Here is a 21,110-nt window from a genome sequence, read left to right as displayed (position 1 = left end):
TTCTGCTCTCGTCGCCGACGCTAGGGCGCAGGGCAGGTGCGGGTATGTGAGGGCGCTTACGTACCCGGCAGTAGAGATCGCGGCATGTCAGGGTGACTTCACGGCGGTCAGCAGGGCGTAGCCGAGCGTGCCGTCCGCGACGGCGGCGCGGGCCGCGGCGAGGACGGCCGGGGCCGCCGCCAGGTCCACGCCGGCGTCGGCGAGGCGGGCGGGGGCGGTGATGCGCAGCAGGTTCAGCCGCGCCTCGATCTGGTCGATCATGCGGAGCATCGCCTCGTCGTGGCGCTCGGTGGTCAGGGTGCGCAGCCCGGCGGCGGCCAGGATGGCGGCGTACTCGGCCAGGGGGCGGGCGTCGGCGACGCAGGCGATACGGGCCCCGAGGCCGGTCAGCTCGGGCGGGAGCCGGTCCGGGGCGGCGGTGACGTCGGTGATGCCGACGCGGCCTCCGGGGCGCAGGACGCGGGCGAACTCGGCGGCGGCCTGTGCCTTGTCGGGGAAGGTGCACAAGGCGCACTCGCACACCACCGCATCGAACGTCCCGTCCGGGTAGGGCAGTTGCTCCGCGTCGCCGGTGGTGAACGCAGCGCGCTCCGCCAGCCCCGCCGCCTGCGCCGCTCCCTGGGCGAGGGCGGTGTTGGCGGCCGAGTAGTCCACGCCGTCCACCCGCACACCGTAGGCGTCGGCGAGCAGGAGCGCGGTGGTGCCCCGGCCCGATGCCACGTCCAGGACCCGGGCGCCGGGTGTCAGCGTGAGCCGGCCGGCGAGACGGCGGGTCAGGGCGGTCCCGCCGGGGTGGTAGGAGTCGCCCAGCAGGAGGGCGACGGCATCCTTGGCGTAGGCGTCGGCGCAACAGGCTTTGATCTCATCGCTGTTCATGACCGCTCCTTCGCCTCGGTGGGGACGGTCTTCGAGCCGTACGGTGTCGTGGTGAGCCGGCCGGCGAGCGGCAGCGCGTTGGGCACCACGTCCGCGACCGGCACACCGGACATCGCCGCGCGGACCTGTTCGCGGTAGCCGACGGAGTTGTACGCGCAGAACGGGATCAGCCGTCCGTCCGGGGGTGATCTCCTCGACGCAGCACTTCATCAGCTGCTTGACGTTGAGGGTGTAGGGGTCCTGGAAGTCCTGCACCACAATCATGAACGCCTTGTCGTCGAGGTCCTTCACCACCGCCGGAAGATCGATGCCGCAGGCGTCCGCGCAGTCCAGGGCCTCGGCGGTGGCCCGCAGCTTCTCCTCGGTCGTGGCGGTGCCCATGAACGCGGAGGCCGACCACAGTTTCTCCAGGGCCTCGCGGATGCGGTCGTCGGGCATGACGCGGTTGGTGACGTAGTCGAGGTGGTCCTCGATGTTCAGCAGGCGCGGAATGGGGATGACCGTGCGGTTTCCCGGTTCGCCGTCCACGAGGAGGTAGGTGATGGAGCGGCAGGTGGGGAAGCAGCAGGGCACCGGGAAGAAGTCGCCCTTCCGGAACCACTCGGGGCGCTGGGCGTTGATGAGCTTGATGACGTCGGGGTTGGTGAGCCGGTCCAGCGGGTCGAAGGGCACATGCCGGCCGGAGTGGGTGACCGGTTGGAAGGCCACCGACCGGACGGCCGGATGGTCGATGCCGTATTCGATGATCGCGCCGACCTCGTGCTCGTTCAGACCGCGCTCGACGGCCGCGACGAGAGTGACGGTCAGCCCGGCCCCGGCACAGTTGTCCAGCGCCCGCTGCTTGAACGCGCGCAGATCACGGCCCCGGATCTCCCGGTGGGTGCGCTCATCGAAGCCGTCGAACTGGAGGTAGATGTTCACCGACCGGCCCGGTACTTGGTTGCGTTTGCCCAGTTCGGCGACGAAGGTCTTGTCGGTGGCGAGGCGGATGCCGTTGGTGTTGAGGTTGACGTTCTTGATCGGCCGTTGCTGGGCGAGGCCGATGAAGTCCAGGAGGTGCTTGTGGATGGTGGGCTCGCCGCCGGAGAACATCACCACCTCCGCCTCCCCCTCGGACGCCACAAAGGCGTCGAGCATCCGCTCGCACTGCGCGTGGGTGAGGGAGTAACCGTCCGTCTGGTGGCCGGAGTCGGCGAAGCAGATCGGGCAGTCCAGGTTGCAGCCGGTGTTGACCTCGATGATCCCCAGGCAGGCGTGCTGCTTGTGCTCCGGGCACAGCCCGCAGTCGCTCGGGCAGCCGTCCCTCACCTCTGTCTGGAAGGCGAGCGGGATCGTGCCCGGCTTGTTGAAGCGCGAGGACGACAGGTACTCCTCGGCGTCCCCGTACACCAGCGCCTCGAACTCACCGTGATCGCCGCAGTGTTTCCGCAGGTACACCTTGCCGTCACGGATGTTGACCTGGGCGTCGACGGGGGTCTTGCACATCGGGCAGACGGACTTGGTGAACTCCACGAACACCTCGTCCCGGTCCACCTTGCGCCGTGGCACGGGGGCTGGGGTCATGGGGACTCCTCCATTCGGGGCGCGGCCGGGACCGCGCCCGGCCGCAAGCGCCACACCGAGGCGGCGCCGGGGATCAACCGCAGGACGTCCGGGCTGGTCATGGGAGACCGCGAGGCCCGGGGGCGTCGTCTTCGCCCGGATCGGGCGGCTTGCCGTGACCGGCGGCGTCAGAGGGGCCGGGTCCCGACGGACGGCACTCCTCCGGCCCGGGGCCACGGCGCCGCCGCGCACGACAGCGCGGGAGGCAGGTGACCGCGCCGCAGCACACGACCACCACCCCGACGGCAACCAGCCACCACTCGCGCAGCACGCCGCCGACCACACCGAGCGCCCCGCCCGCCGCCAGCAGCGGAACGGCGCAGCACACCGCCATGACCAGCCCGGCACCCACCAGGGCGAGCACCCTGCCCGACCCGCGCCGCCCACGGCCTCCGGACCTCACGGCCCGTCTTCTCACGCTTCCATGCCCGGGGCGCGCCGGCCGTCGGCCCGGCCGGCGTCGTCCGGTCTGGCGAGCGCGACCGGAGCCCGGCGCGAGCCGCGCAGCAGCAGTGCCGCGTAGATCAGCATCAGTGCGTCCTGGACGAGCACGAACCAGCTCAGCGACTGGGACAGGTAGATCCCGAAGCAGCCGCAGTTGGGCACCGTCAGGCCGCGGGCGTACGCCTGCATCGCCAGCGTGCTCCAGAGCACCGCCACCGCCGTGTACACCCACACAGGCACGATGGCCCGGGAGCGGGGCCGGGCCAGGAACCAGACCCCGCACACCAGCTCACCGACGATCAGCGCGACGGCCGAAGCCGTCGTGGCGGCCCCGCCGGCCGGCCCGTAGGCGGCGAGGATGCGAGGCATCTCGCCGATCGAGGCGAGCTGGCCGACGGCCATCGCCGTGCATACCGTGCCCAGCACGATCCGCAGCACCATGGAACCGACGCTAGGCCCCGCACCGGGCCACGAACTGTAAGCGCGCTCACCGAACCGGCTACCGGTGCGCGGCCCTGCGTTCGGCCTCCGCTGCGACCGAGGCGAGCGAGGCGGCGACGGCCGCCTCCCACCGGCCGGCCACCTTCGCACCCCACCAGGCTCCGGCCCGCCACAGGTCCGTGCCCAGCTCGCCCTCGTACACCAGGCGGGTGCCCTCCGCCCGCTCCGTCAGGACGAACGCTTCGACGACGTGCGGGACCGGGCCGCGCACCAGGCGGAAGTCGACGCGCTCCGGCCGGGTGAAGCGGACCGTCTCCACGGTCACGGCCGTGAACCGGCTGCCGCCGAGTGGCGTGAAGTGGGCGGCCAGTACCATGTCGCTGCCGCGCTCGAGGACCTGGACCTTCTCCCGCATGGCCCGTGTCGCCCGCCCCAGATACGGCTGGGCGATCACATCGAAGACGAGGTCGCGGGGCACGCCGATATCGAGCGTCTGCGGCCCGAGCGGCCGGACGCGCCGGCCCAGCCCGACATCGAGGGGCAGCGCCCCGCTGACCAGCCCCGCGTACCCGCCGGCAGCGACGGCCGCGGCCCCGGCGGCCCAGGCGGCGAACCGGGCCGGTCGCCCGGTCACCGTCCGGTCTCCGGGCCGTCCTCGACCGCGATCCCCCGCCCGAACGCGACATGGTTCTTGATCCGGCGCGCCAGCGGGCTCGGATGCGGGTAGGACCAAGCCGCATCCGGGTTCGCCACGCCGTCCACGGTGACCGTCCAGTACCGGGCAAGCCCCTTCCAGAAGCACAGAGACCACGTCCGGCTCGCCGTGAGGTACTGGCGGCGCAGCGATTCGGGCGGGAAGTAGCAGTTGCCCTCGACGATCACCGTACGGTCCGCTTCCGCGATCACCGTGCCGTTCCATACAGCCCGCCACATGACCTTGCTCCTCGTCGCACTCGGGGTGGAGACCTTTCTCGTGCCGCCACGCTATGCACGGGATCGGCTTTGGTTCGGTGACCGTGCTCACGGTTCCCCGCAGGGGATGAGACCTACCGTTGGCCGTACAGAGCCATCCCACAGCACCGAAGGGGAATGATCATGGATCTCGTGGTGCTGGCGGTGCCGGACTGCCCGAACGCTGCCGTGCTGCTTGAGCGCCTGGAACAGGTGCTGCCCGATGATGCCGCCCCGGCCGAGGTATGCGTGATCACCAACGAAGAGGAGGCGGACCGGTGCGGGATGCACGGTTCCCCGACGCTGCTGATCGACGGCACCGATCCCTTCGCCGCCCCGGACACTGCCGTCAGCGTGTCGTGTCGCATCTACCGCGACGCCGGCGGACACGCCTCCGGTGCCCCCGGTGTTGAGCAGCTCGCGGACGCCCTGAAGCGCGCACGCCGGGCCGGACGCTGAGGCGCGGGGCGGACGGAGACGGTTCAGTTGGGCCGCCCCGGGGCGGATCCCTGCGCACCGGATGCCCCGGCGGAGCGCAGCATGCCGACGAGGCGGAGGATCTCCATGGGCAGGGGAAGATGAGGGTGGAGTTCCGCTCGGAGGAGATCTCCGTCATGGTGGACAGGATCCGCAGGTGCACGGCCACCGGATGGCCTTCGAGGCGGTCCGCGGCGTCGGCGAGGGTTTCGGCGGCTTCGAACTCGCCCTTGGCGTGGATGACTTTGGCGCGGCGGTCCCGCTCGGTCCCTGCCTGCCGGGCCATGGCCCGGCGCATCGGCTCGGGGAGTTCCACGTCCTTGACCTCGGCCAGGGTGATCTTGAAGCCCCACGGGTTGGTGACGTCGTCGATGATGCGGTGGAGCCGCTGGTTGATTTCGTCTCTGTTGACCAGGAGTTCGTCGAGGTCGACTTGGCCGAGGATGCTCCGCAGCGTCGTCTGGGCGATCTGGGACGTGCCCTTGATGTGGTCTTCGATGGCGAGGACGGAGCGGTTGGGGTCCACCACGTTGAAGTAGGTCACGGCGCTGACCCGTACCGTGACGTTGTCCTTTGCCATGACGTCCTGCGGCGGGGAGTCCATCGTCACGGTACGGAGGGAGACCCGCGTCATGCGGTCGACGACCGGGATGATGAAGAAGAGCCCCGGCCCCTTGGCCCCGGTGATCCGTCCCAGCCGGAAGATCACCCTGCGTTCGTACTCCGGCACGATCCTCCTCGGAGGTTTCCCCGCCCGTCGGGGGTCCCGCGTCTTCGGCGATGAGGTCCAGGCCCTCCTGGCCGACGACGCGCACGGATTGTCCGGCGAGCAGCGGGGCGTCCCGGATCCGGACCGTCCGCCAGGCCCCCTCGATCAGGACCTGTCCCACGCCGTCGTCCGCGCGCCGGACCACGGCCTCCCTTCCTGTCAGGGCCTGCTCACCGGTGTGCGGAGGAGCCGCCCGCGCCCGCCGGGCGAACCGGTCCGCGAGTACGGTGCCGCCTCCGGCGATGATCGCCGTGGGCCACAACACGCCGGGGCTCACCCCCAGTTCCCCGCGGAAGAGGAAGACCCCCGCCAGGATCAGTGCCGCCGTCCGTCGGCAGCGAACAACCCGATGCCGGGGGTGAGTACCTCACCGACGAAGAGAGCGGCCGCCAGGAGCAGCAGGAGCAGGCCCGCCGTATTGAACGGAAGGACGCTGAGCGAGGTGAAACCGAGGATCAGCAGAATGACTCCGATGATCCCGGCGAATCCCATGCCGGGGCCGGCGAGTTCGTAGATGACGGCCAGGGTGCCGATCGACAGGAAGATGTGGCGAGTTCCGGGCTCGCCGGCATCTGCCGTACGTCTCCCGGGAATCCGAGGTCGTGGCGGACCGTACGAGCCCCTGCCGTGTGCGGCTCGACCTTGCGCCGGGGCATCGGCCGGACCCACGACCACACGGCGCCCGTCCAGTTGGCCCGGGAGGGCTTCCCCGGACGGTGCGACGAGGTCGGCCATGCCGCCAGCGCGGCGCCGCCGTATGCCGTGAGCATTCGACGGTCGAGCACCAGGAGCTGCGACGGACCGCGGGGGTGGGGAAAGCGACCCACGAGCAGTCGGCGCGACGGATTCTGTGCTCACAGTGCCAACGTGCCGAACACAGTGATTGACGATCGACGGTGGACGAGACACACGATCAAGTTGATCGCCCGGCGAACAGGCAGTCCCCTTCCGGAGGCCCCTGAAGCGGGCTGGAGATATGTCACGGCGTTCGACCTTTTCAACGCTGCCGGAGCGGGGGCGGGAGGCGCCTACGCCGACGTCACCGTGGTCGACGTGACGGCCGGGGCGCCCGTCGTGCTGGCCGACGTCACCCTGGAACTTCACAGTGGGCAGATCCACTACCGTCGCATGGCGAATCGATTCGGAGCGTACCCGTGCACCGTGGTGGGAGCCCGTACTGGGTGGCACCGGCGACTTCAGCTGCGTGAACGGACAGGTCGCGGAGACCTGGCCGGATGCCGACCACATTGAGTTGGTCGTTCAGCCGGTGATGTGAGGGAACCTCTCCCCGTATGCCTCCCGCTTCCTGGCGGTGGTGAAGACTGCCTGGCAACCATGGTGGGTCGGCCGGGGTACCACGGTTTACGGCGCGACCGTGAGGAAGTGCTGCACGAGGCGGGCGGCGGTGATCGTGCCGAGCAGGCTCGTCCCGGTGTCGGTGCGTTCGATGACGGCGACCAGTGGGCTGTGGGTGCGGGCCATCAGGGTCGCGACCTCCATGGGGCGTGCGTCGGGTCCGACGACGGACGGCGGGTAGAGGCGGCTGGGTGCCCATTCGGCGACGGTGAGCCCGGCGAGGCGTTCGGTGAGCTCGTCGTGCCGGTCGTCGGCCACGCGGGCGAGTGCGGGGGCATCGGTGATGCAGGCGGGGATGAGCTGCCCGATGAGCCGGGAGCCGGGCACGATGGCGTACGGCTGTCCGTCGGTGTCGAGGACCAGCAGAGCGGGCAATGACTGCTCGGCCAGCATCCGGGCCGCGTCCATCGCGTCGTCGTCCGTGGTCACGAAGGGGTAGGGCTCGGCGAGTTCCCGTGCACGCATGGCCGGGCCTCCTTCTTCTCCGCCTCGGGCGTTGCCGTGTCCGGGGGTGTTCTGCCGGTGGACGTCCGGGACGCCGTCGGCGTTCTCGTCGGCCGTCTCCGCCTCCCACAGGCGACGGTAGATCCCGTTGCGGCGCTTGATGAGCAGCGCCGCCAGGGTGGCGGCGATGAAAGAGCCGAGCAGGACGGCGGCCTTGACGTGTTCGGCGTCGGCCGGGTCGGGGAAGGCGAGTTCGCCGATCAGCAGGGCGATGGTGAAGCCGATCCCGGCCAGCACGGCCAGGGCGAACACGTCCGCCCAGGCCAGGTCGGGGTTGAGGCGTGCCCGGGTGAAACGGGCCGCCAGGTAGGAGCCTGCGAAGATTCCCACCGTTTTGCCGACGACCAGTCCCAGCACCACTCCCAGCGGTTCCGGGCGGGCGAACACCTGGCCCAGGGCGGCCGGTGAGACCGCGACGCCGGCGGCGAACAGGGCGAACAGCGGTACCGCAACCCCGGCCGAGACCGGCCGCAGCAGATGCTCGGTCCGCTCCCCGGGCGAGGCTTCCTCGCCCGCATCGCGGACGGTGCGCAGGATCAGGCCCATCGCCACGCCGGCCACGGTGGCGTGCACCCCGCCGTTGTAGGTCAGCGCCCAGACCGTCACCCCGAGCGGCACGTACCACCACCAGCCCCGTACCCGGTACCGCTGGAGCAGGCAGAAGGCGACCAGCCCGGCCAGTGCCCCGCCCAGCGCGGCCGGGTTCAGCCGGGTGGTGAAGAAGAGGGCGATGACCAGGATCGCGCCCAGGTCGTCGACGACCGCCAGGGTCAGCAGGAAGGCCCGAAGGGCGGAGGGCAGATGGGTGGAGAGCACCGCCAGGACGGCCAGCGCGAAGGCGACGTCGGTGGCCATCGGCACGGCCCAGCCCCTGGGGCTGCCTCCGCCGAGAGCGGCGGTGGCCAGGTAGAGCGCGGCGGGAACGGCCATGCCGCATACGGCCGCGGCCGCAGGCAGGGCAGCGGTGGCCGGGGTACGCAGCCCGCCGACCACCAGCTCGCGCTTGAGCTCGATCCCGGCGACCAGGAAGAAGAGAGTCAGCAGGCCTTCCGCGGTCCAGTGCCCCACCGACAGGTCCAGACCCAGCGCCGGTGTCCCGAAGCGGAAGTCGCGTATGCGCTCGTACGCTCCGCTGAGCGGGGTGTTCGCCCACACCAGCGCCACCACGGCCGCCACCAGCAGTACCAGCCCGCCGACCGTCTCCGTCCGCAGTGCCCGGGCCACTTCCACACGCTCAGGCCAGGGCAGCAGGCCGAGGAAGACGGAACGCTCACGGCGGGCAGTGCGCATCTGCGAACCTCCGGGGCGTCGATGTCAACAGGTACACGGACCCCTTCGACGCCGACCGGACTTCCCGGCACACCCTGCGTCCCTTGACGCTCTCTCTACACACTATCTGCCACAGCCCCACGGGGCTCAGGGAGCGACAGCGTCATCACTTATCGTCACGAACCCATGCCTGTCATTCAGGGATGATCACCCGCTCGGGAGCCGGTGGCGCGATCACGGCGCACCCAGGGGCAGGGTGTTGACGCAGTGGCCGGCGCTCCGGGGCTGCGGTGAGCGGTGGCCGGGGAGCCGGCCGGCGACGGCGAGGGTGGCCGGCAGGGCGCCGGCGGCCGGGAATGTGTACGCGGGCGAACGGTGGTGGAGATCCGCGACTTTCCCCGGGCCTGCTCGGGTTCCCCACTTGGCTTCGCACTCAACTGAAGGCCGGAGCCGCCCGATCGCAGAGGTGTCTGAACGCTCCCGTCGGCCGATCCCGGATGGAAGTCGCCTTCCGGCTCCGCCGGGGCAGTCTCGTCGGCGGCCGTGAACTTGTCGAATATCGATATGCTCCTCTAGTCTTGAGCATATCGAAAATCGATAGGAAGGCACGCGGTGAACACACGACTCACGAGGACCCTGGCCTCGGTCACCTTTGCGCTGGCGGTGCTCTGCGGGCTCGCCTTCATCGGCACGGGGGTCACGCACATGCTCGACGACGGGGCGGTCTGCGTGCAGACGGGCTTCTGGCGCAATGCCCCGCTGGCGGACAACCTGCCGCTCGGCAAGGGCGTGGATGCGTCCAGCAGTGCCGCGCGCCTCTGCCAGGACAGTCCCTCCGCGGGGCAGCGCGCCGCCGACCTCGGGGGCGAACTGCCCTGGCTGCTGTTCGGTTCCCTCGCGCTGCTGCTCTTCTCCCGGCTGCTCAAGGCGGTCCTGCTGCAGGGGCCGTTCACCGACGCGGCCTCGCAACGGCTCTCCGTTCTCGGCTGGTTCGTCGCCGTGGGAACACCGCTGACCGGCCTCGCCGTCGGCTGGTCGCAGTCCTGGCTCGTCGGGAGCATGGCGCCGGCCGTAGGTTCCGGGCCGACGGTCTCCGGGCCGCAGGTGCTCGTCCTCGCCGGTCTCGCCGCAGTGATCATGGGGAAGATCATGCGTGAGGGCGTGCGCATGCGAGAGGACCTCGAAGGGACCATCTGATGCCCGAAGAGGAACTCCACGCGATCCGGATCCACCTCGACCGGCTCCTCTCCGAGCGCGGCATGACACTCACCGAACTGTCCGCGCAGGTCGGCATCACCGTCGTCAACCTGTCCGTGCTCAAGAACGGGCGGGCCAAGGCCATCCGCTTCTCGACCCTGTCGAGGATCTGCGATGTCCTCCAGTGCCAGCCGGGAGACCTGATCACCCACGACCCCGCCGAGCCGGCCTAGCCAGTTGTCCCCTGCGGGGCCCACCAGGAGTGGCCAGGCCGCCCTTGACGAGCGCGGCGTCGGCCGCGCATCCGGGGAGCCCGGCCGGTTGACCGAGGAGCAGGCCGAGTAGCCGGAGGGCGGCGGTGACGGCTGCTCACCGCGCCGTCCACAGAGCGATCAGGCCGACAAGTTCCGGTTCTTCACGATGTCACGTGGTCGCAGCCCGCTGTCCGGGCCAGGGCCACGGCGCCTGCCGACGCGCACAAACCGCTGAGAGCCGCGCACCCCATGGTCACGTCCGGGAACGCACGCCCCCGGCCCGCGCCAGGTCGCCGACCCGGGGCTGTGCACCTTGGCGCTGCTGTCGTCGACCACCGACGACCCCGGAGGCGCGGAAGGCTCGGAGACCAGTGGCGACGGCCCGTTGCTCCTGCCGGACGACACCGCGGTGAGCACGGCGACCGACGAACCCGTCGCCCGCAAACTCCTCCAGCTCCTCTCCGGACTGACCGGCATGCTGCTCCTCCCCGTCCTCGTCGCCGCCGCGCTCGAAGGACTGGGCACCTTCCGCAGCGCCTCCGCACTGCGCCGCCCGCCGCGCCGGCTGTCCGGACACGTCGTCCTCCTCGGCCTGGGCAAGGTCGGCACCCGAGTCCTCGCGCGGCTGCGGGAGATGAACATCCCCGTGGTGTGCGTGGAGGAAGACCCCCAGGCACGCGGCATCGCCCTCGCCCGCCGCCTGCGCGTCCCCGTCATCCTGGGCGACGCCACCGAGGAAGGCGTGCTGGAGGCCGCCCACGCCCACCGCGCCCAGGCCCTCCTCGCGCTGACCAGCACGGACAGCACCAATCTGGAAGCCGCGCTGTCCGCACGTGCCCTCCAGCCCCGGCTGCGCGTCGCCCTCCGGCTCTTCGACGACCAGTTCGCCACCGCCGTTCACCGCACCCTGCGGACCGCCCACCCGCACGCCCTCACCCGCAGCCGCAGCGTCTCCACCCTCGCCGCCCCCGCCTTCGCCGGAGCCATGATGGGCCGCCACATACTCGGTGCCATCCCCGTCGAACGACGCGTCCTCATCTTCGCCGCCGTCGAAGTCCGCGGCCACCCCGAGCTGGAGGGCCGGACCGTCGCCGAAGCCTTCCGCCCCGGCGCCTGGCGCGTCATCGCCCTGGACACCACCGAACCCGACGACCGCCTCCCCGACCTCGCCGCCCCGCCACCGCCCCACGCACCCGGCGAACGCCCCCAGACCCTCGTCTGGGACCTCCACCGGGGATACGTCCTGCGCCCACAGGACCGGGTCGTGCTCGCCGCCACCCGCCAAGGCCTCGGCGAACTCCTCGGCAGGTGACCGGTCGAGGAGTTCCGCACGACGGGAGTGCCCGTCGGCGCCGCTGGGCAGGTGTCGTCGAGCGGAGTGCCGGACACCGGGCCGGTGGACGGGAGGACCACGAAGGGTGGAGCACGTGAAGGAAGTGGTGACCACGTCCGTCCAGGACCGGGTCTGCGTCATGACCATCGACCGGGCCGAGGCCCGCAACGCGGTCAACCGCGCGGTGTCGCAGCAACTTGCCGACGCACTGCGGCGCTTCGCGGACGACGACGCGCTGTCGGTCGGAGTGATCACGGGCGCCGGGGGCACCTTCAGCGCCGGCATGGACCTCAAGGCGTTCCCGACCGAGGGCATACCCCTCATCGGCGACCAGGGATTCTGCGGGCTCACCCGGGCCCATCCGGAGAAGCCGCTGATCGCCGCCGTCGAGGGCTGGGCACTCGGCGGCGGGTTCGAACTCGCCCTCGCCTGCGACCTGATCGTGTGCGGGCGCTCCGCCCTCTTCGCGCTCTCCGAGGTGACCCGCGGCCTCATCCCGGCCGAGGGCGGCGCCCTGCGGCTGCCGCAGTGCCTGCCCTACCACGTCGCCATGGAGGCGTTGCTCACCGGCGAGCCGCTGACGGCCGCGACGGCCGAGCGTTTCGGTCTGGTCAACCGGGTCGTTGCCGATGGCGAGAGCCTGTCGGCCGCGCTGGAGCTGGCCCACCGGATCGCCCGCAACGCCCCTCTCGCGCTGGCCGCCATCAAGCGCGTGCAGCAAGTCTGCGGCGGCCGCAGCGACGCGGCGGCCTTCGCGGCACAGGACGAGATCGCCGCCCCGGTGAACGCCTCGAAGGACGCGGAGGAGGGGGCCCGCGCCTTCGCGGAGAAGCGCCCGCCGGTCTGGCGTAGGCGTTGAGGCGTTCCGGCGGCGCGGCATCGCGGCCTTGCGGCCGCGGTCGGCGGTGCCGACGCGTCCTGGCGGGCTCCGGGTTCAGGCAGGGGTGTTCGGGTCCAGCAGGTCGGCGATGCGCAGCAGGGCGGGCAGGGCGGCGCGGACCGTGGCCCGTTCGTCGTCGGGCAGTGCCGCGAGTGCGTCGCTGAGGCGTTGTTCGTGGGCGTCGGACCAGGCCGTGAGCTGGCGTCGGCCGGTGTCGGTGAGGGTGACGGCGGAGGCGCGGCGGTCGTGGGGATCGGTGGCCCGGGCGACGAGGCCCGCGTTGATCATTTGCCCTATGAGGCCGCTGACGGTGCTGAAGGCCAGGCGTTGGCGGGTGGCGAGGTCGCCGACGCGGGCGGGTGAGTGTTCCGCCAGGACCTGGAGGAGTTCGACCTGGGCCATGGGCAGGGTCTCCCATGGGTAGTCGGTACGGATCGAGGCCCGCAGCGCGCGGCGCAGGCGGGTGACGGCTTCGGTCAGCAGCCGGGCCTCCGGCGTGTTCGCGGTGTCCGGGCCGGCCGGTGACGGCTCGGCGGGCCTGTGCTGCGGGGGCATGTGGCCACTGTAATCCGGAACTGCCGATCAACCGGGTGCCGTCAGCGCGAAGTTACCGGAGCAGGCCGTGACAGGCGACTGGTGGTGAGGGTGATCACGGCTGCCGCCAGCAGCACGAGGACCGCCCGGTGCGGCGGTTGGGGCCAGACAGCGGTGCCGGGGAGCTGGAGGGCGAGGGCGACCAGGGCGACGCCGAGAGCGGTGCCGGTTCCGCGGGCCATGTTGACCAGGCCGCCGCCCGTGCCGGAGCAGCGCGGCGGGATCGCGGCCATGACCAGGGCGTTGTTGGCGGGGATGAACACCCCCAGCCCGAGGCCGAGCAGGGCGAGGAAGGGCGGCAGCACGGTCGGGGTGAGCGGCAGCGCGCACAGCGCGGCGAGCGCGGCGGTGCCCATGGCCGCGCCGCACGTACATCGGGCCCTTTCGCCCCACGCACGGGGCAGGGTCCTCTCGGCCAGGGCGGCGCCGAGGGCGAAGCCGCCCGGCAGCCAGGTCAGTACCAGTCCCGCCTCCAGCGCATCGGAGCCGTGCGCGGTCAGCACGAGGGGAACCAGGACCAGGGGACCGAAGAGGACGAGGTAGCCGCACAGGGCCCCGGCCAGACCGAACCGCACGGGCCTCGGCCGCAGCAACTCCGGGCCGAGCAACGGGTGGGACGTCCGTCGCTGCCATGCGATGAACGCCGCCACCGCGCCGGCCGCGACCATGAGCAGGGCGATCGTCCGCCAGGGGAAGACGGGGGCACGGGAGAGAGCGGACAAGGCCAGCAGCGTGCAACTGGTGGCCGCGGCCAGGAGAACCGGCCCCGGCCAGTCGAAGCCGGGCGCGCTGTGGCGGTGGCGGGTACGCGGCAGCAGGTAGTGGCCCGCGACGACGGTGATCACCCCGACAGGGACGTTGAGCGCGAAGATCCAGCGCCAGCCGAGGGTCGTGACGAGTGCCCCGCCGACCAGCGGCCCGAGCGCGAGCCCGAGAGCCTGGGCCGTGGCCTGGACACCGAGCGCCGTGCGCAGCCGGCCGGGAGGTGCGCTGGTGGCCACCAGCGCGACGCTGTTGGCCTGCATCAGCGCCGCGCCCGCCGCTTGGACCACGCGCACGGCGATGAGCACCGCGAGCGTGGGGGCGAGGGCGCAGCTTGCGGAGGCGGCGGTGAAGACGACGAACCCGTACAGGTAGAGGAGCTTGCGACCACGGGCGTCGGAGAGGCGCCCGGCAGGCAGCAGGAGGGCGACGAGGGTGAGCAGGTAGGCGAGGGACACCCACGTCACCGCGGTGAGCGAAACGCCGAACTCGGCACGCAGGCTGGGGAAGATCAGGGTGACGACACTGGCGTCGAGCTGGCCCATGAAGGCCCCGAAGCACACCGTGGCCACGGCCAGCCGCCAGGCCGCGGGGTGGGAGCGTATCCGCTCCGGCCGGGCCCGCTCCCGTATCAGCACCTCCGGAAGGCGCCCTGCGCTTCCGCGCGGCCGTATTCGCTCCCGCCTCAAGTCACTGGACACCTTGTACCTCCACGTACGGTCGGCCAGCCCTGCCGACGACGGAGCCGGGGCCTGGCGTGGGTACGGTTCCGGCTCCGCCGTACCGCCGAAGTTACATCGGTAACCGAAGTATTCGGTATCCGACGCGATGCGGGCGCACGGAGCACGCCCGGCCCGGGCCGCGCGCTACCGGGCGCGCGAATCCGCCGCACGCCCCCGCTTGAGCTGCGCAATGCATCGAAATTCCTTCTGTCTTTTTCTTCTGGAGGCGACCTTGCAGGGAATGCCTCGAACGACATTTCTCTCTTGTGGCCGGCGATGGAACTCTGCGACGTTTCAGCGGAGGAAAGCGGCACGCTGCGTCCGCCAATTCATGATGGGTCGCAGCGCCGGCCCCTGGTCCGGCGTACCGATCGGCCGGCCGGGAAGCTCTGCACGCTGCTGTTCCTGATTCGCGTCTCCAGCCCTGCGGGTCCCCGTGTATACCCACCCATCGCATGGGATGAAAAGGAGACCGCATGTCCAGAAGAAGACCGCTGCAATACTCCGCTGGTTTTGTGGCGGTGCGGCGGTTCAGGGTCCTGCTGCCCGGTCGGGTCGAGTTCGCCCAGCTGAAGCGCGCGCCGGTGACGAACCTGCTGGCCGGGGCGACCGTGGCCGTGGCCGCGCTGCCGATGGCGCTCGGCTTCGGCGTCGCCGCCGGTCTGGGGGCGCGGGCCGGGCTGGTCGGTGCCGTGGTCGCCGGAGCCGTGGCGGCGCTGCTCGGCGGCTCCCGTTGGCAGATCACCGGTCCCACCGGTGTCATGGCCGTCGTCCTGCTCCCCGTCGCCCACGCCCACGGGGCGCCCGGGGTGCTGACCTGTGGCCTGCTCGCGGGCCTGGTGCTGCTGGTCATGGCCCTGCTGGGTGCCAGCCGGTTCGTGCACCTGGTGCCGGCGCCGGTACTGACCGGCTTCATCACCGGCAGTTCCCTGGTGATCGTGTGCCAGCAGATCCCCCTGGCCCTCGGCGGCGGCGCGCCCGGCGAAGGCGGCGTCCTGATCGGCGCGGGCCGGGCGCTCGCAGGCGCCGGCAGCGGTGCCGTGCCGCCGGCGGCGACGACGCTCGCGGTGCTGACGGCGTGTCTGGCCGGGAACCGACTCCGGCCGGGCTGGCCGTGGCCGCTCCTGACGGTCGCCGCCGCGACAGCGGGGGCGCGGTTCCTCCAACTGCCGCTGGCCCTCATCGGCCCCTTGCCGGCCGGGCTGTCGGCCCCGTCGGCCGGATACCTTCGGCCGGAGGCCGTACCCGATCTGCTGCCGTCGGTGTTCACCGTGGCGGCTCTGGGCGCCCTGGAGTCGCTGATGACCGCCTCCGCGGCGGACACCATGACAGGTACCACGCACCGGTACGACGGCGACCGGGTCCTGTTCGGCCAGGCAGCGGCCAACATCGCTGCGTCTCTCTGCGGCGGGATGGCCGCCACCGGCACCGTCTGCCGTACCGGCATCAACATCCGCTCCGGCGCCACCACCCGCCTGGCCGCCCTCGCCAACTCCGCCGTCATCGCCCTCGCCGTCCTGGCCGCGGGCACCCTGGTCTCCGCCGTCCCCCTCGCCGCGCTCGCCGGCATCCTCCTCTTCACGGCCTGGCGCATGATCGACCTCGCGGCACTGCGGTCACTCGCCCGCACCGGCCACGGACCGCTCGCCGTCACCGCCGTCACCGCAGGCGTCACCGTGGCGGTCGATCTCGTCACCGCCGTCGCCGTCGGCGTACTTCTGACCGCCGCCCTCGCCTTGCGCACCGTGACGCAGGCCGCCCGGGTCCATCACCTGCCCGTCCGTCTTCCCCGCCAGAACCCGCCCACGCCGAACGCCGACACCGCAGTCGCCGTCTACCGGCTCGAAGGCCCGCTGCTCTTCACCACGGCGCAACGCATGCTTGAGCCGGTCGCCCGGGCCGAGACCATCGTGGTCATCGTGGACCTGTCCGGCGTCTACGCCTGCGATGCCACCAGCCTGCTCGCCCTTCGGCAGACCATGGACGCCCACCACCGCCGGAACGCCCGAGTCCTGCTCTCCGGCATCCCCCAGCCCCTCCGGCACCAACTCACTGCCGCCGTCACCCACGACACGCTTCACTCCTTCACCACGCTCACCGACGCCATCCACCACGCGCGACGTCACATCACCGCCCCCGACGGCGGCCGCCGGCCGGTCCCCGCCAGTCCCGCACCGTTGGTCAACAAAGGGCGGAACAGGCCGGGTTCAGCCGAGGGGAGTGGCCGATGAGTCAAGCGCCGGATCCCGCCCGGGCGTCTCCGGGGAAGCCACCATGAGCATCCCGCACCCGGACACCGTGCCGCGGGCGCGGGACGATCAGCGTCTCGCCGCCGGCCAGCCGGAACCCTGGCCCGGGAGACGGAATCGTCGCCATCCGCCGCGGCACCGTCGCCACCGAGGCGCCCGTCCTCGAAAGCATGCGCATCTCGGACAGGCGACGGTTGTCCTTCGCCGTCGGGTCGTACCGTACGCCGGTGCCCGGCAGCGGTGTTGCGCTCACATGCGGAGCGAGCACGGCCCACCCCCTTCATGGACGACACCCGCAGCCGGCGCACCACCGCAGTGCCCCGCGGTCGTGGTCAGTCCCGGCAAGACCACAACTCCTACCTTCTCCCCGGACATTGGAATCCCAGCAGCGCCGGTGGTGAGCCCTGGAAGGAATCGGGACACCCGGCGCAAGAACTCTGCTTACAGATCGGGACACACGAACACGCCTCCCACGAACAGGAGTAGACGATGGCAGGCGAACCGGAGCCGAAAATGGTCCGCATGCCCCGCACTGGAGCGGCGGGTAACTGGCCTGACTGCTGATCTGGAATTTCCCAGTCGCCTGTGCTCTTTGACGTGTTCTTAACATCGTATCTTCGGCTCGTCCCGGAGTCCGGAGATTGCCCTTGCTGGTCAGTGCGCTCATGCACAGAGCCCACAGGATTCCCCTCACGCTCTCTGGTCCTCCGGTTGAGGGAACGCCCAATCGGCTGGCGGATACCTGTGCGGTGTGATCGGAGGTTTCGTTGCTGGTGAGGAGGCGGGACCGAGGAAAGAGGGGGACGAGCTGTTCTGCAGTTCAGTGGCTCCGGCCCGTCGGCGGTTCAGGGCGTGTGCTCCTTGGCGATCCGAGCCGACTGAAGGTGTGCGGCCTGAGCGGGCATGTGCGCGAGGCCGGCCGAGGAAGCGGTCGTGAGGGCCCGTACCAGTGGATTGACGGACGCCGTGGCCAGGAGAGCTGTCAGGAGCATCGCGGTGAAGACCTCGTCGGTGATGATCCCGGCGTCGCGCCCGAGGGTGAGCATGATGACTTCGCTGAGCCCTCGGGTGTTGAGAAGCGTGGCCAGCAGGTTGGCTTCGTTGCGGGGAAGGCCGGTCAGACGGGCACCGGCGAACGTTCCGGCGTATTTGCCGGCCCATGCGACAGCGAGGAAGGCGGCGAGTTCGATCGCGCCGGCCGGTCCGAGTTCGGTGATGTCGACGGAGAGTCCGGTGAGGGCGAAGAAGACCGGGATGAGCAGGGCGCCGGTGTTGTGGAGCGGCTCTTCGAGGGACTGGCGCAGGTCCGGAGGGAGGTCGCGGGGCATGGTCAGGCCGAAGGCGAAGGCGCCCAGCACCGAGTGGACACCGAGCCGCGCGGTGGCACAGGAGGAGAGCAGGACGCCGCCGCTGATCACCAGAATGAACAGCAGCGGGTGTCCGGCCTGTCTGTCACGGTGCAGGAACCGGTGCAGCAGGGGGCGCACCGCGCATGCCATGACGAGGGCGTAGAGCAGGATTTGCAGCAGAGGCCGTAGACAGTTCGTGAGGCCGCCTTCGTGGGCTGTGGTGAACAGTGCGACGACAGAGCACCAGGCGATGGCTTCGGTGACGGCGCCGCAGGTCGTGGCCATCGTGCCGATCGACTGCTGTGGAGCCCGTTCTCCTTGATGATGCGCACGAGCACGGACAGCGCGCTGATGGACAGAACGATGCCCATGAAGAGCGGGAAGACCGCGGTAGGGGTGTCCGGAGAAGTGACGGCGGGGTGCTGGGTGATCAGCACGGTGGCAACGGCTACTGCGAGCGTGAAGGGGATCGCCAGGGAGACGGTTGTGATCGTGAAGACGGAGCGGAGGCGGCCTCTCAGGGGGTGAAAGTCGAGTTCCCAGCCCGCGATGAACATGAAGAGGACAATGCCCACTTGAGCGATGGTGGACAGGTGCGGGCGAACGGCCGGAGGGAAGAGAAGGGCGGGAAGGTCGCCGGGGAGGAGTCCGAGCACGCTCGGGCCCAGGAGGAGGCCGGCCGCGATCTCTCCGACCACGACCGGTTGGCGCAGACGCGCACGGAGTGGGCTGACCGCGACGCCGACGAACAGGATGACGGCGATGTCGGCCAGGATGATGGCGTCCAGCGAAGAGTCCTTCACCGTGCTGATGTCTCTCGTGGTCAAGCAGGCGGGAATTCCGCACAGATGTCCTCACCGGATGAGCAACTGGCCTTTGCCCGCTACTCGGAGCGCATCGAATTTCCGATCTGTCCGACCATGACCCTAGGACGTCGGCGTGCTTTACCGGGGGGATGCGGTCCGGTTCCCCACCCGAATGAGTGGGGAACCGGACCCGCAGGTCAATTCTGTGGACGCACACGGTTTGCGCGGTAACCCGCTATCCGGTGTTCGGATTTGCTCGAGGTGGCTCGGTCATAGGGGTGGGGAGTGTCACGCCGCGGCGGCTGAGTTTGAGGGTGTGAATGGTGTGGCGACACAGCAGACGGGCGGTGAGGGCCGAGACGACCACGGTGAGCATGACCGGAGGAACTATGGTGTATTGGCCGGTCAGTTCGAAGAGGAGTGTGATCGCGGTGACCGGTGTGCCCGAGCAACCGGCGAGGACCGCGGCCATGCCGGCCAGGGCGTAGAGGGTGGCCGGCCCCGCGACGCCGGGCAGCAGCCCGCGGGCCGCACTGCCGTAGGCGGCGCCGAGCGCGGCGCCGGCGAACAGGCTGGGGGCGAAGACCCCGCCGGCTCCGCCGATGCCCAGCGTCAGGCTCGCGGCGAAGATCTTTCCCGCCAGCAGCAGGAGCAGGAGTCCCGGCAGGTAGCCACCGTCGACGACCGTCCCGATGACCGGGAAGCCGGAGCCGTACAGCTGCGGCAGGGCGAGGAGCAGGGTGCCCAGGAGGAGTCCGCCTGCGGCCGGGCGCAGCCACTGCGGTCCCCGCCAGGCGCGGGTGCACGCGTCCTCGACCAGGTACAGCACGCGGGTGAAGACCGCACTGACGGCTGCCGCGCCCACGCCGAGGAGGAACAGGAGCGGTAGTTGGGCCGCTTGCGCGGGCCCCGGATCGGGCAGGGGCAGGAAGACGGTGGTACCGAGGGCCGTACGGGTGAGGACGTCGGCGGTGATGCCGGCCAGCGCGACCGCGCCGAACACCTCGACGGTGTAGGTGCGCAGGATCAGTTCCACGGCGAAGAACGCGCCGGTGAGAGGGGCGTTGAAGGTGGCGGCGACACCGCCCGCCGCGCCACAGGCCAGAAGCACTCGTACCTGGTCCGGGGGAGTCTTGGTCAGGCGGCCGAGGAGGCATCCGAGGGCGGAGCCGACCTGGACGACGGGTCCGGTGCGGCCCAGCGATCCGCCGGAACCGATGCACACGGCGGAGGCCAGGGCCTTGGCGGCCGTGGGCCGGACCCCGAGACCGGCGCCGGGCCGGGAGGCGGCGAGCATCACCTCGGGCAGTCCATGGCCGATGGGGCCGGGGGCGAAGCGGTGGATCAGCGGCCCGTAGAGCATCCCGCCGATGACGGGGGCGAGGAGCACGAAGTACGGGCCGAGCCCCGGTATCAGCGGGTGGGCGGCGTGACCGGCGCTCGCGTAGTCGGCGCTGCCGGAGAAGACGCGGGTGAGGGCGTCGGTCAGCTGGTGGAAGCCGATCGAGCCGAGTGCGGCTGCCGCCCCGGTGATCGGGGCGAGGACGGTCAGGGCCCAGGGGGCCCGGCTTATCCGGTCCGGTACGCGCAGGCGGGTGGCTTGGGGTGGTCGGGTGTCGGCGGATATGTCGGCGGAGTCCGTGGTGGGTATACCGCTCATGTCCCCCTCCTCACTCGCTTTGCATTATGCAAAGGTTGTCAAGAGGAGGGGCGGCAGCGTCGATTCCGGCACGATAGAAAGGGTGTTGTGCCCAAGCGTTCGCGTCCTCTGCCGCGGGACACCGATGATGTTGCCGCAGTGACCCGTGCGGTGTTGACCGCCTCTCGCGTGCTGGTGGCCGTATTGGCGCGGTCGCTGGCGGCGGTGGAGGACCGGGTGACCTTGCCGCAGTTCCGGCTGCTGGTGGTGCTTTCCACGAATGGCCCGGTGAAGCTGGTGACACTGGCCGAATTGCTGGGGGTCAATCCGTCCACGGCGATGCGGATGGTCGACCGCCTCCACACCGCGGGGTTGATCTCCCGTGAGATCAACCCCGACAACCGCCGGGAGACGATGATGCGGCTGACGGCCGAGGGGCTGCGCATCGTCGAGGAGGTCACCGGCCGGCGCCGTGAGGAGATCGCCGCGATCGTCGCCCGGATGGCTCCTGCGACGCGGGGCGCGCCGGCGGCATCGCCGGAACCACTCGTAAAGCGGGCACCAGAGCAACTTGACAGCACCGCTGGCACCCCGCGGCGCAGCCGCCGACAGCGTGAGAGGCGCCAACCACGATGA

The 21,110-nt window shown here is 70.9% G+C and carries 15 protein-coding genes and 4 pseudogenes; 7 read left to right on the top strand and 12 right to left on the bottom strand.

Annotated elements, in window-relative coordinates:
- Positions 1–87 precede the first annotated feature (87 nt).
- The 4 genes from I5Q34_RS27840 to I5Q34_RS27825 form a co-directional block, all read right to left on the bottom strand.
- Positions 88–2,439 carry a methyltransferase domain-containing protein gene (locus I5Q34_RS27840; protein ID WP_234429624.1) on the bottom strand — a complete coding sequence of 784 codons (2,352 nt, stop codon included), beginning with the start codon at positions 2,437–2,439 and terminating at the stop codon, positions 88–90.
- Positions 2,440–2,892: 453 nt separating this feature from the next.
- Complete coding sequence (locus I5Q34_RS27835) at positions 2,893–3,363, bottom strand: MauE/DoxX family redox-associated membrane protein (RefSeq protein ID WP_199895192.1); 471 nt, start codon at positions 3,361–3,363, stop codon at positions 2,893–2,895.
- A 58-nt stretch (positions 3,364–3,421) separates the two neighbouring features.
- Entirely contained in the window at positions 3,422–3,997 is a 576-nt protein-coding gene (locus tag I5Q34_RS27830) for an SRPBCC family protein (protein ID WP_199895191.1), read from the bottom strand.
- Positions 3,994–4,296, bottom strand: coding sequence for a DUF427 domain-containing protein (locus I5Q34_RS27825; RefSeq protein WP_199895190.1), 303 nt, complete (start codon positions 4,294–4,296; stop codon positions 3,994–3,996). Before I5Q34_RS27825 ends, I5Q34_RS27830 begins: the two co-directional genes overlap by 4 nt.
- A 162-nt stretch (positions 4,297–4,458) precedes the next feature.
- On the opposite strand from I5Q34_RS27825, the gene I5Q34_RS27820 reads away from it, so the two are divergent.
- Entirely contained in the window at positions 4,459–4,773 is a 315-nt protein-coding gene (locus I5Q34_RS27820) for a hypothetical protein (RefSeq protein WP_199895189.1), read from the top strand.
- Here the strand turns inward: I5Q34_RS27820 and I5Q34_RS27815 are convergent.
- The 4 genes and pseudogenes from I5Q34_RS27815 to nhaA form a co-directional block, all read right to left on the bottom strand.
- Entirely contained in the window at positions 4,664–5,521 is an 858-nt protein-coding gene (locus I5Q34_RS27815; RefSeq protein WP_277965743.1) for a slipin family protein, read from the bottom strand. The genes I5Q34_RS27820 and I5Q34_RS27815 overlap by 110 nt on opposite strands.
- Before the next feature lie 109 nt (positions 5,522–5,630).
- Positions 5,631–5,825, bottom strand: a pseudogene (locus I5Q34_RS36165) (nodulation protein NfeD); the annotation flags it as partial.
- 50 nt (positions 5,826–5,875) lie between these two features.
- Positions 5,876–6,295 (bottom strand): hypothetical protein, encoded by a 420-nt coding sequence (locus I5Q34_RS27805; protein ID WP_199895188.1) that lies wholly within the window; start codon positions 6,293–6,295, stop codon positions 5,876–5,878.
- A gap of 1,110 nt (positions 6,296–7,405) precedes the next feature.
- Positions 7,406–8,710: pseudogene (nhaA, locus tag I5Q34_RS27800) on the bottom strand (Na+/H+ antiporter NhaA); the annotation flags it as partial.
- 591 nt (positions 8,711–9,301) lie between these two features.
- Between nhaA and I5Q34_RS27795 the strand changes: the two are divergent.
- From I5Q34_RS27795 to I5Q34_RS27780, 4 genes and pseudogenes are all read left to right on the top strand, one after another.
- On the top strand, positions 9,302–9,886 hold the full coding sequence (locus tag I5Q34_RS27795; RefSeq protein WP_199895187.1) for a DUF2975 domain-containing protein: 585 nt from the start codon (positions 9,302–9,304) through the stop codon (positions 9,884–9,886).
- The gene (locus I5Q34_RS27790) at positions 9,886–10,119 is read left to right on the top strand and encodes a helix-turn-helix transcriptional regulator (protein WP_199895186.1); all 234 of its coding nucleotides are present in this window, start codon (positions 9,886–9,888) and stop codon (positions 10,117–10,119) included. The genes I5Q34_RS27795 and I5Q34_RS27790 overlap by 1 nt, the downstream gene beginning before the upstream one ends.
- A 171-nt stretch (positions 10,120–10,290) precedes the next feature.
- Positions 10,291–11,452, top strand: a pseudogene (locus tag I5Q34_RS27785) (TrkA family potassium uptake protein); the annotation flags it as partial.
- A 106-nt stretch (positions 11,453–11,558) separates the two neighbouring features.
- A complete protein-coding gene (locus I5Q34_RS27780) occupies positions 11,559–12,332 on the top strand; it encodes a crotonase/enoyl-CoA hydratase family protein (RefSeq protein WP_307811745.1) in 774 nt (257 codons plus the stop codon).
- 75 nt (positions 12,333–12,407) lie between these two features.
- On the opposite strand, the gene I5Q34_RS27775 is transcribed toward I5Q34_RS27780, so the two are convergent.
- Together I5Q34_RS27775 and I5Q34_RS27770 are read right to left on the bottom strand one after the other, a co-directional pair.
- The gene (locus tag I5Q34_RS27775) at positions 12,408–12,908 is read right to left on the bottom strand and encodes a MarR family winged helix-turn-helix transcriptional regulator (protein ID WP_199895185.1); all 501 of its coding nucleotides are present in this window, start codon (positions 12,906–12,908) and stop codon (positions 12,408–12,410) included.
- 41 nt (positions 12,909–12,949) lie between these two features.
- Positions 12,950–14,347 (bottom strand): MFS transporter, encoded by a 1,398-nt coding sequence (locus I5Q34_RS27770; RefSeq protein WP_277965742.1) that lies wholly within the window; start codon positions 14,345–14,347, stop codon positions 12,950–12,952.
- Between the two features lie 560 nt (positions 14,348–14,907).
- On the opposite strand from I5Q34_RS27770, the gene I5Q34_RS27765 reads away from it, so the two are divergent.
- Positions 14,908–16,662: a SulP family inorganic anion transporter gene (locus I5Q34_RS27765; RefSeq protein ID WP_199895184.1), complete on the top strand. Its 1,755-nt coding sequence runs from the start codon at positions 14,908–14,910 to the stop codon at positions 16,660–16,662.
- 863 nt (positions 16,663–17,525) lie between these two features.
- Here I5Q34_RS27765 and I5Q34_RS35125 read toward each other — a convergent pair.
- Both I5Q34_RS35125 and I5Q34_RS27750 read right to left on the bottom strand, forming a co-directional pair.
- Positions 17,526–18,727: pseudogene (locus tag I5Q34_RS35125) on the bottom strand (cation:proton antiporter).
- 343 nt (positions 18,728–19,070) lie between these two features.
- A complete protein-coding gene (locus I5Q34_RS27750) occupies positions 19,071–20,495 on the bottom strand; it encodes a chloride channel protein (RefSeq protein WP_234429623.1) in 1,425 nt (474 codons plus the stop codon).
- Positions 20,496–20,633: 138 nt separating this feature from the next.
- On the opposite strand from I5Q34_RS27750, the gene I5Q34_RS35120 reads away from it, so the two are divergent.
- Positions 20,634–21,110, top strand: coding sequence for a MarR family winged helix-turn-helix transcriptional regulator (locus tag I5Q34_RS35120; RefSeq protein WP_374193064.1), 477 nt, complete (start codon positions 20,634–20,636; stop codon positions 21,108–21,110).

The organism is Streptomyces sp. AV19, assembly GCF_015999245.1.
In the GTDB taxonomy this organism is placed as follows: Bacteria; Actinomycetota; Actinomycetes; order Streptomycetales; family Streptomycetaceae; genus Streptomyces.
The sequence above is the reverse complement of the archived record's forward strand: the minus strand, read 5'-3'. Positions and strand labels throughout refer to the sequence as shown.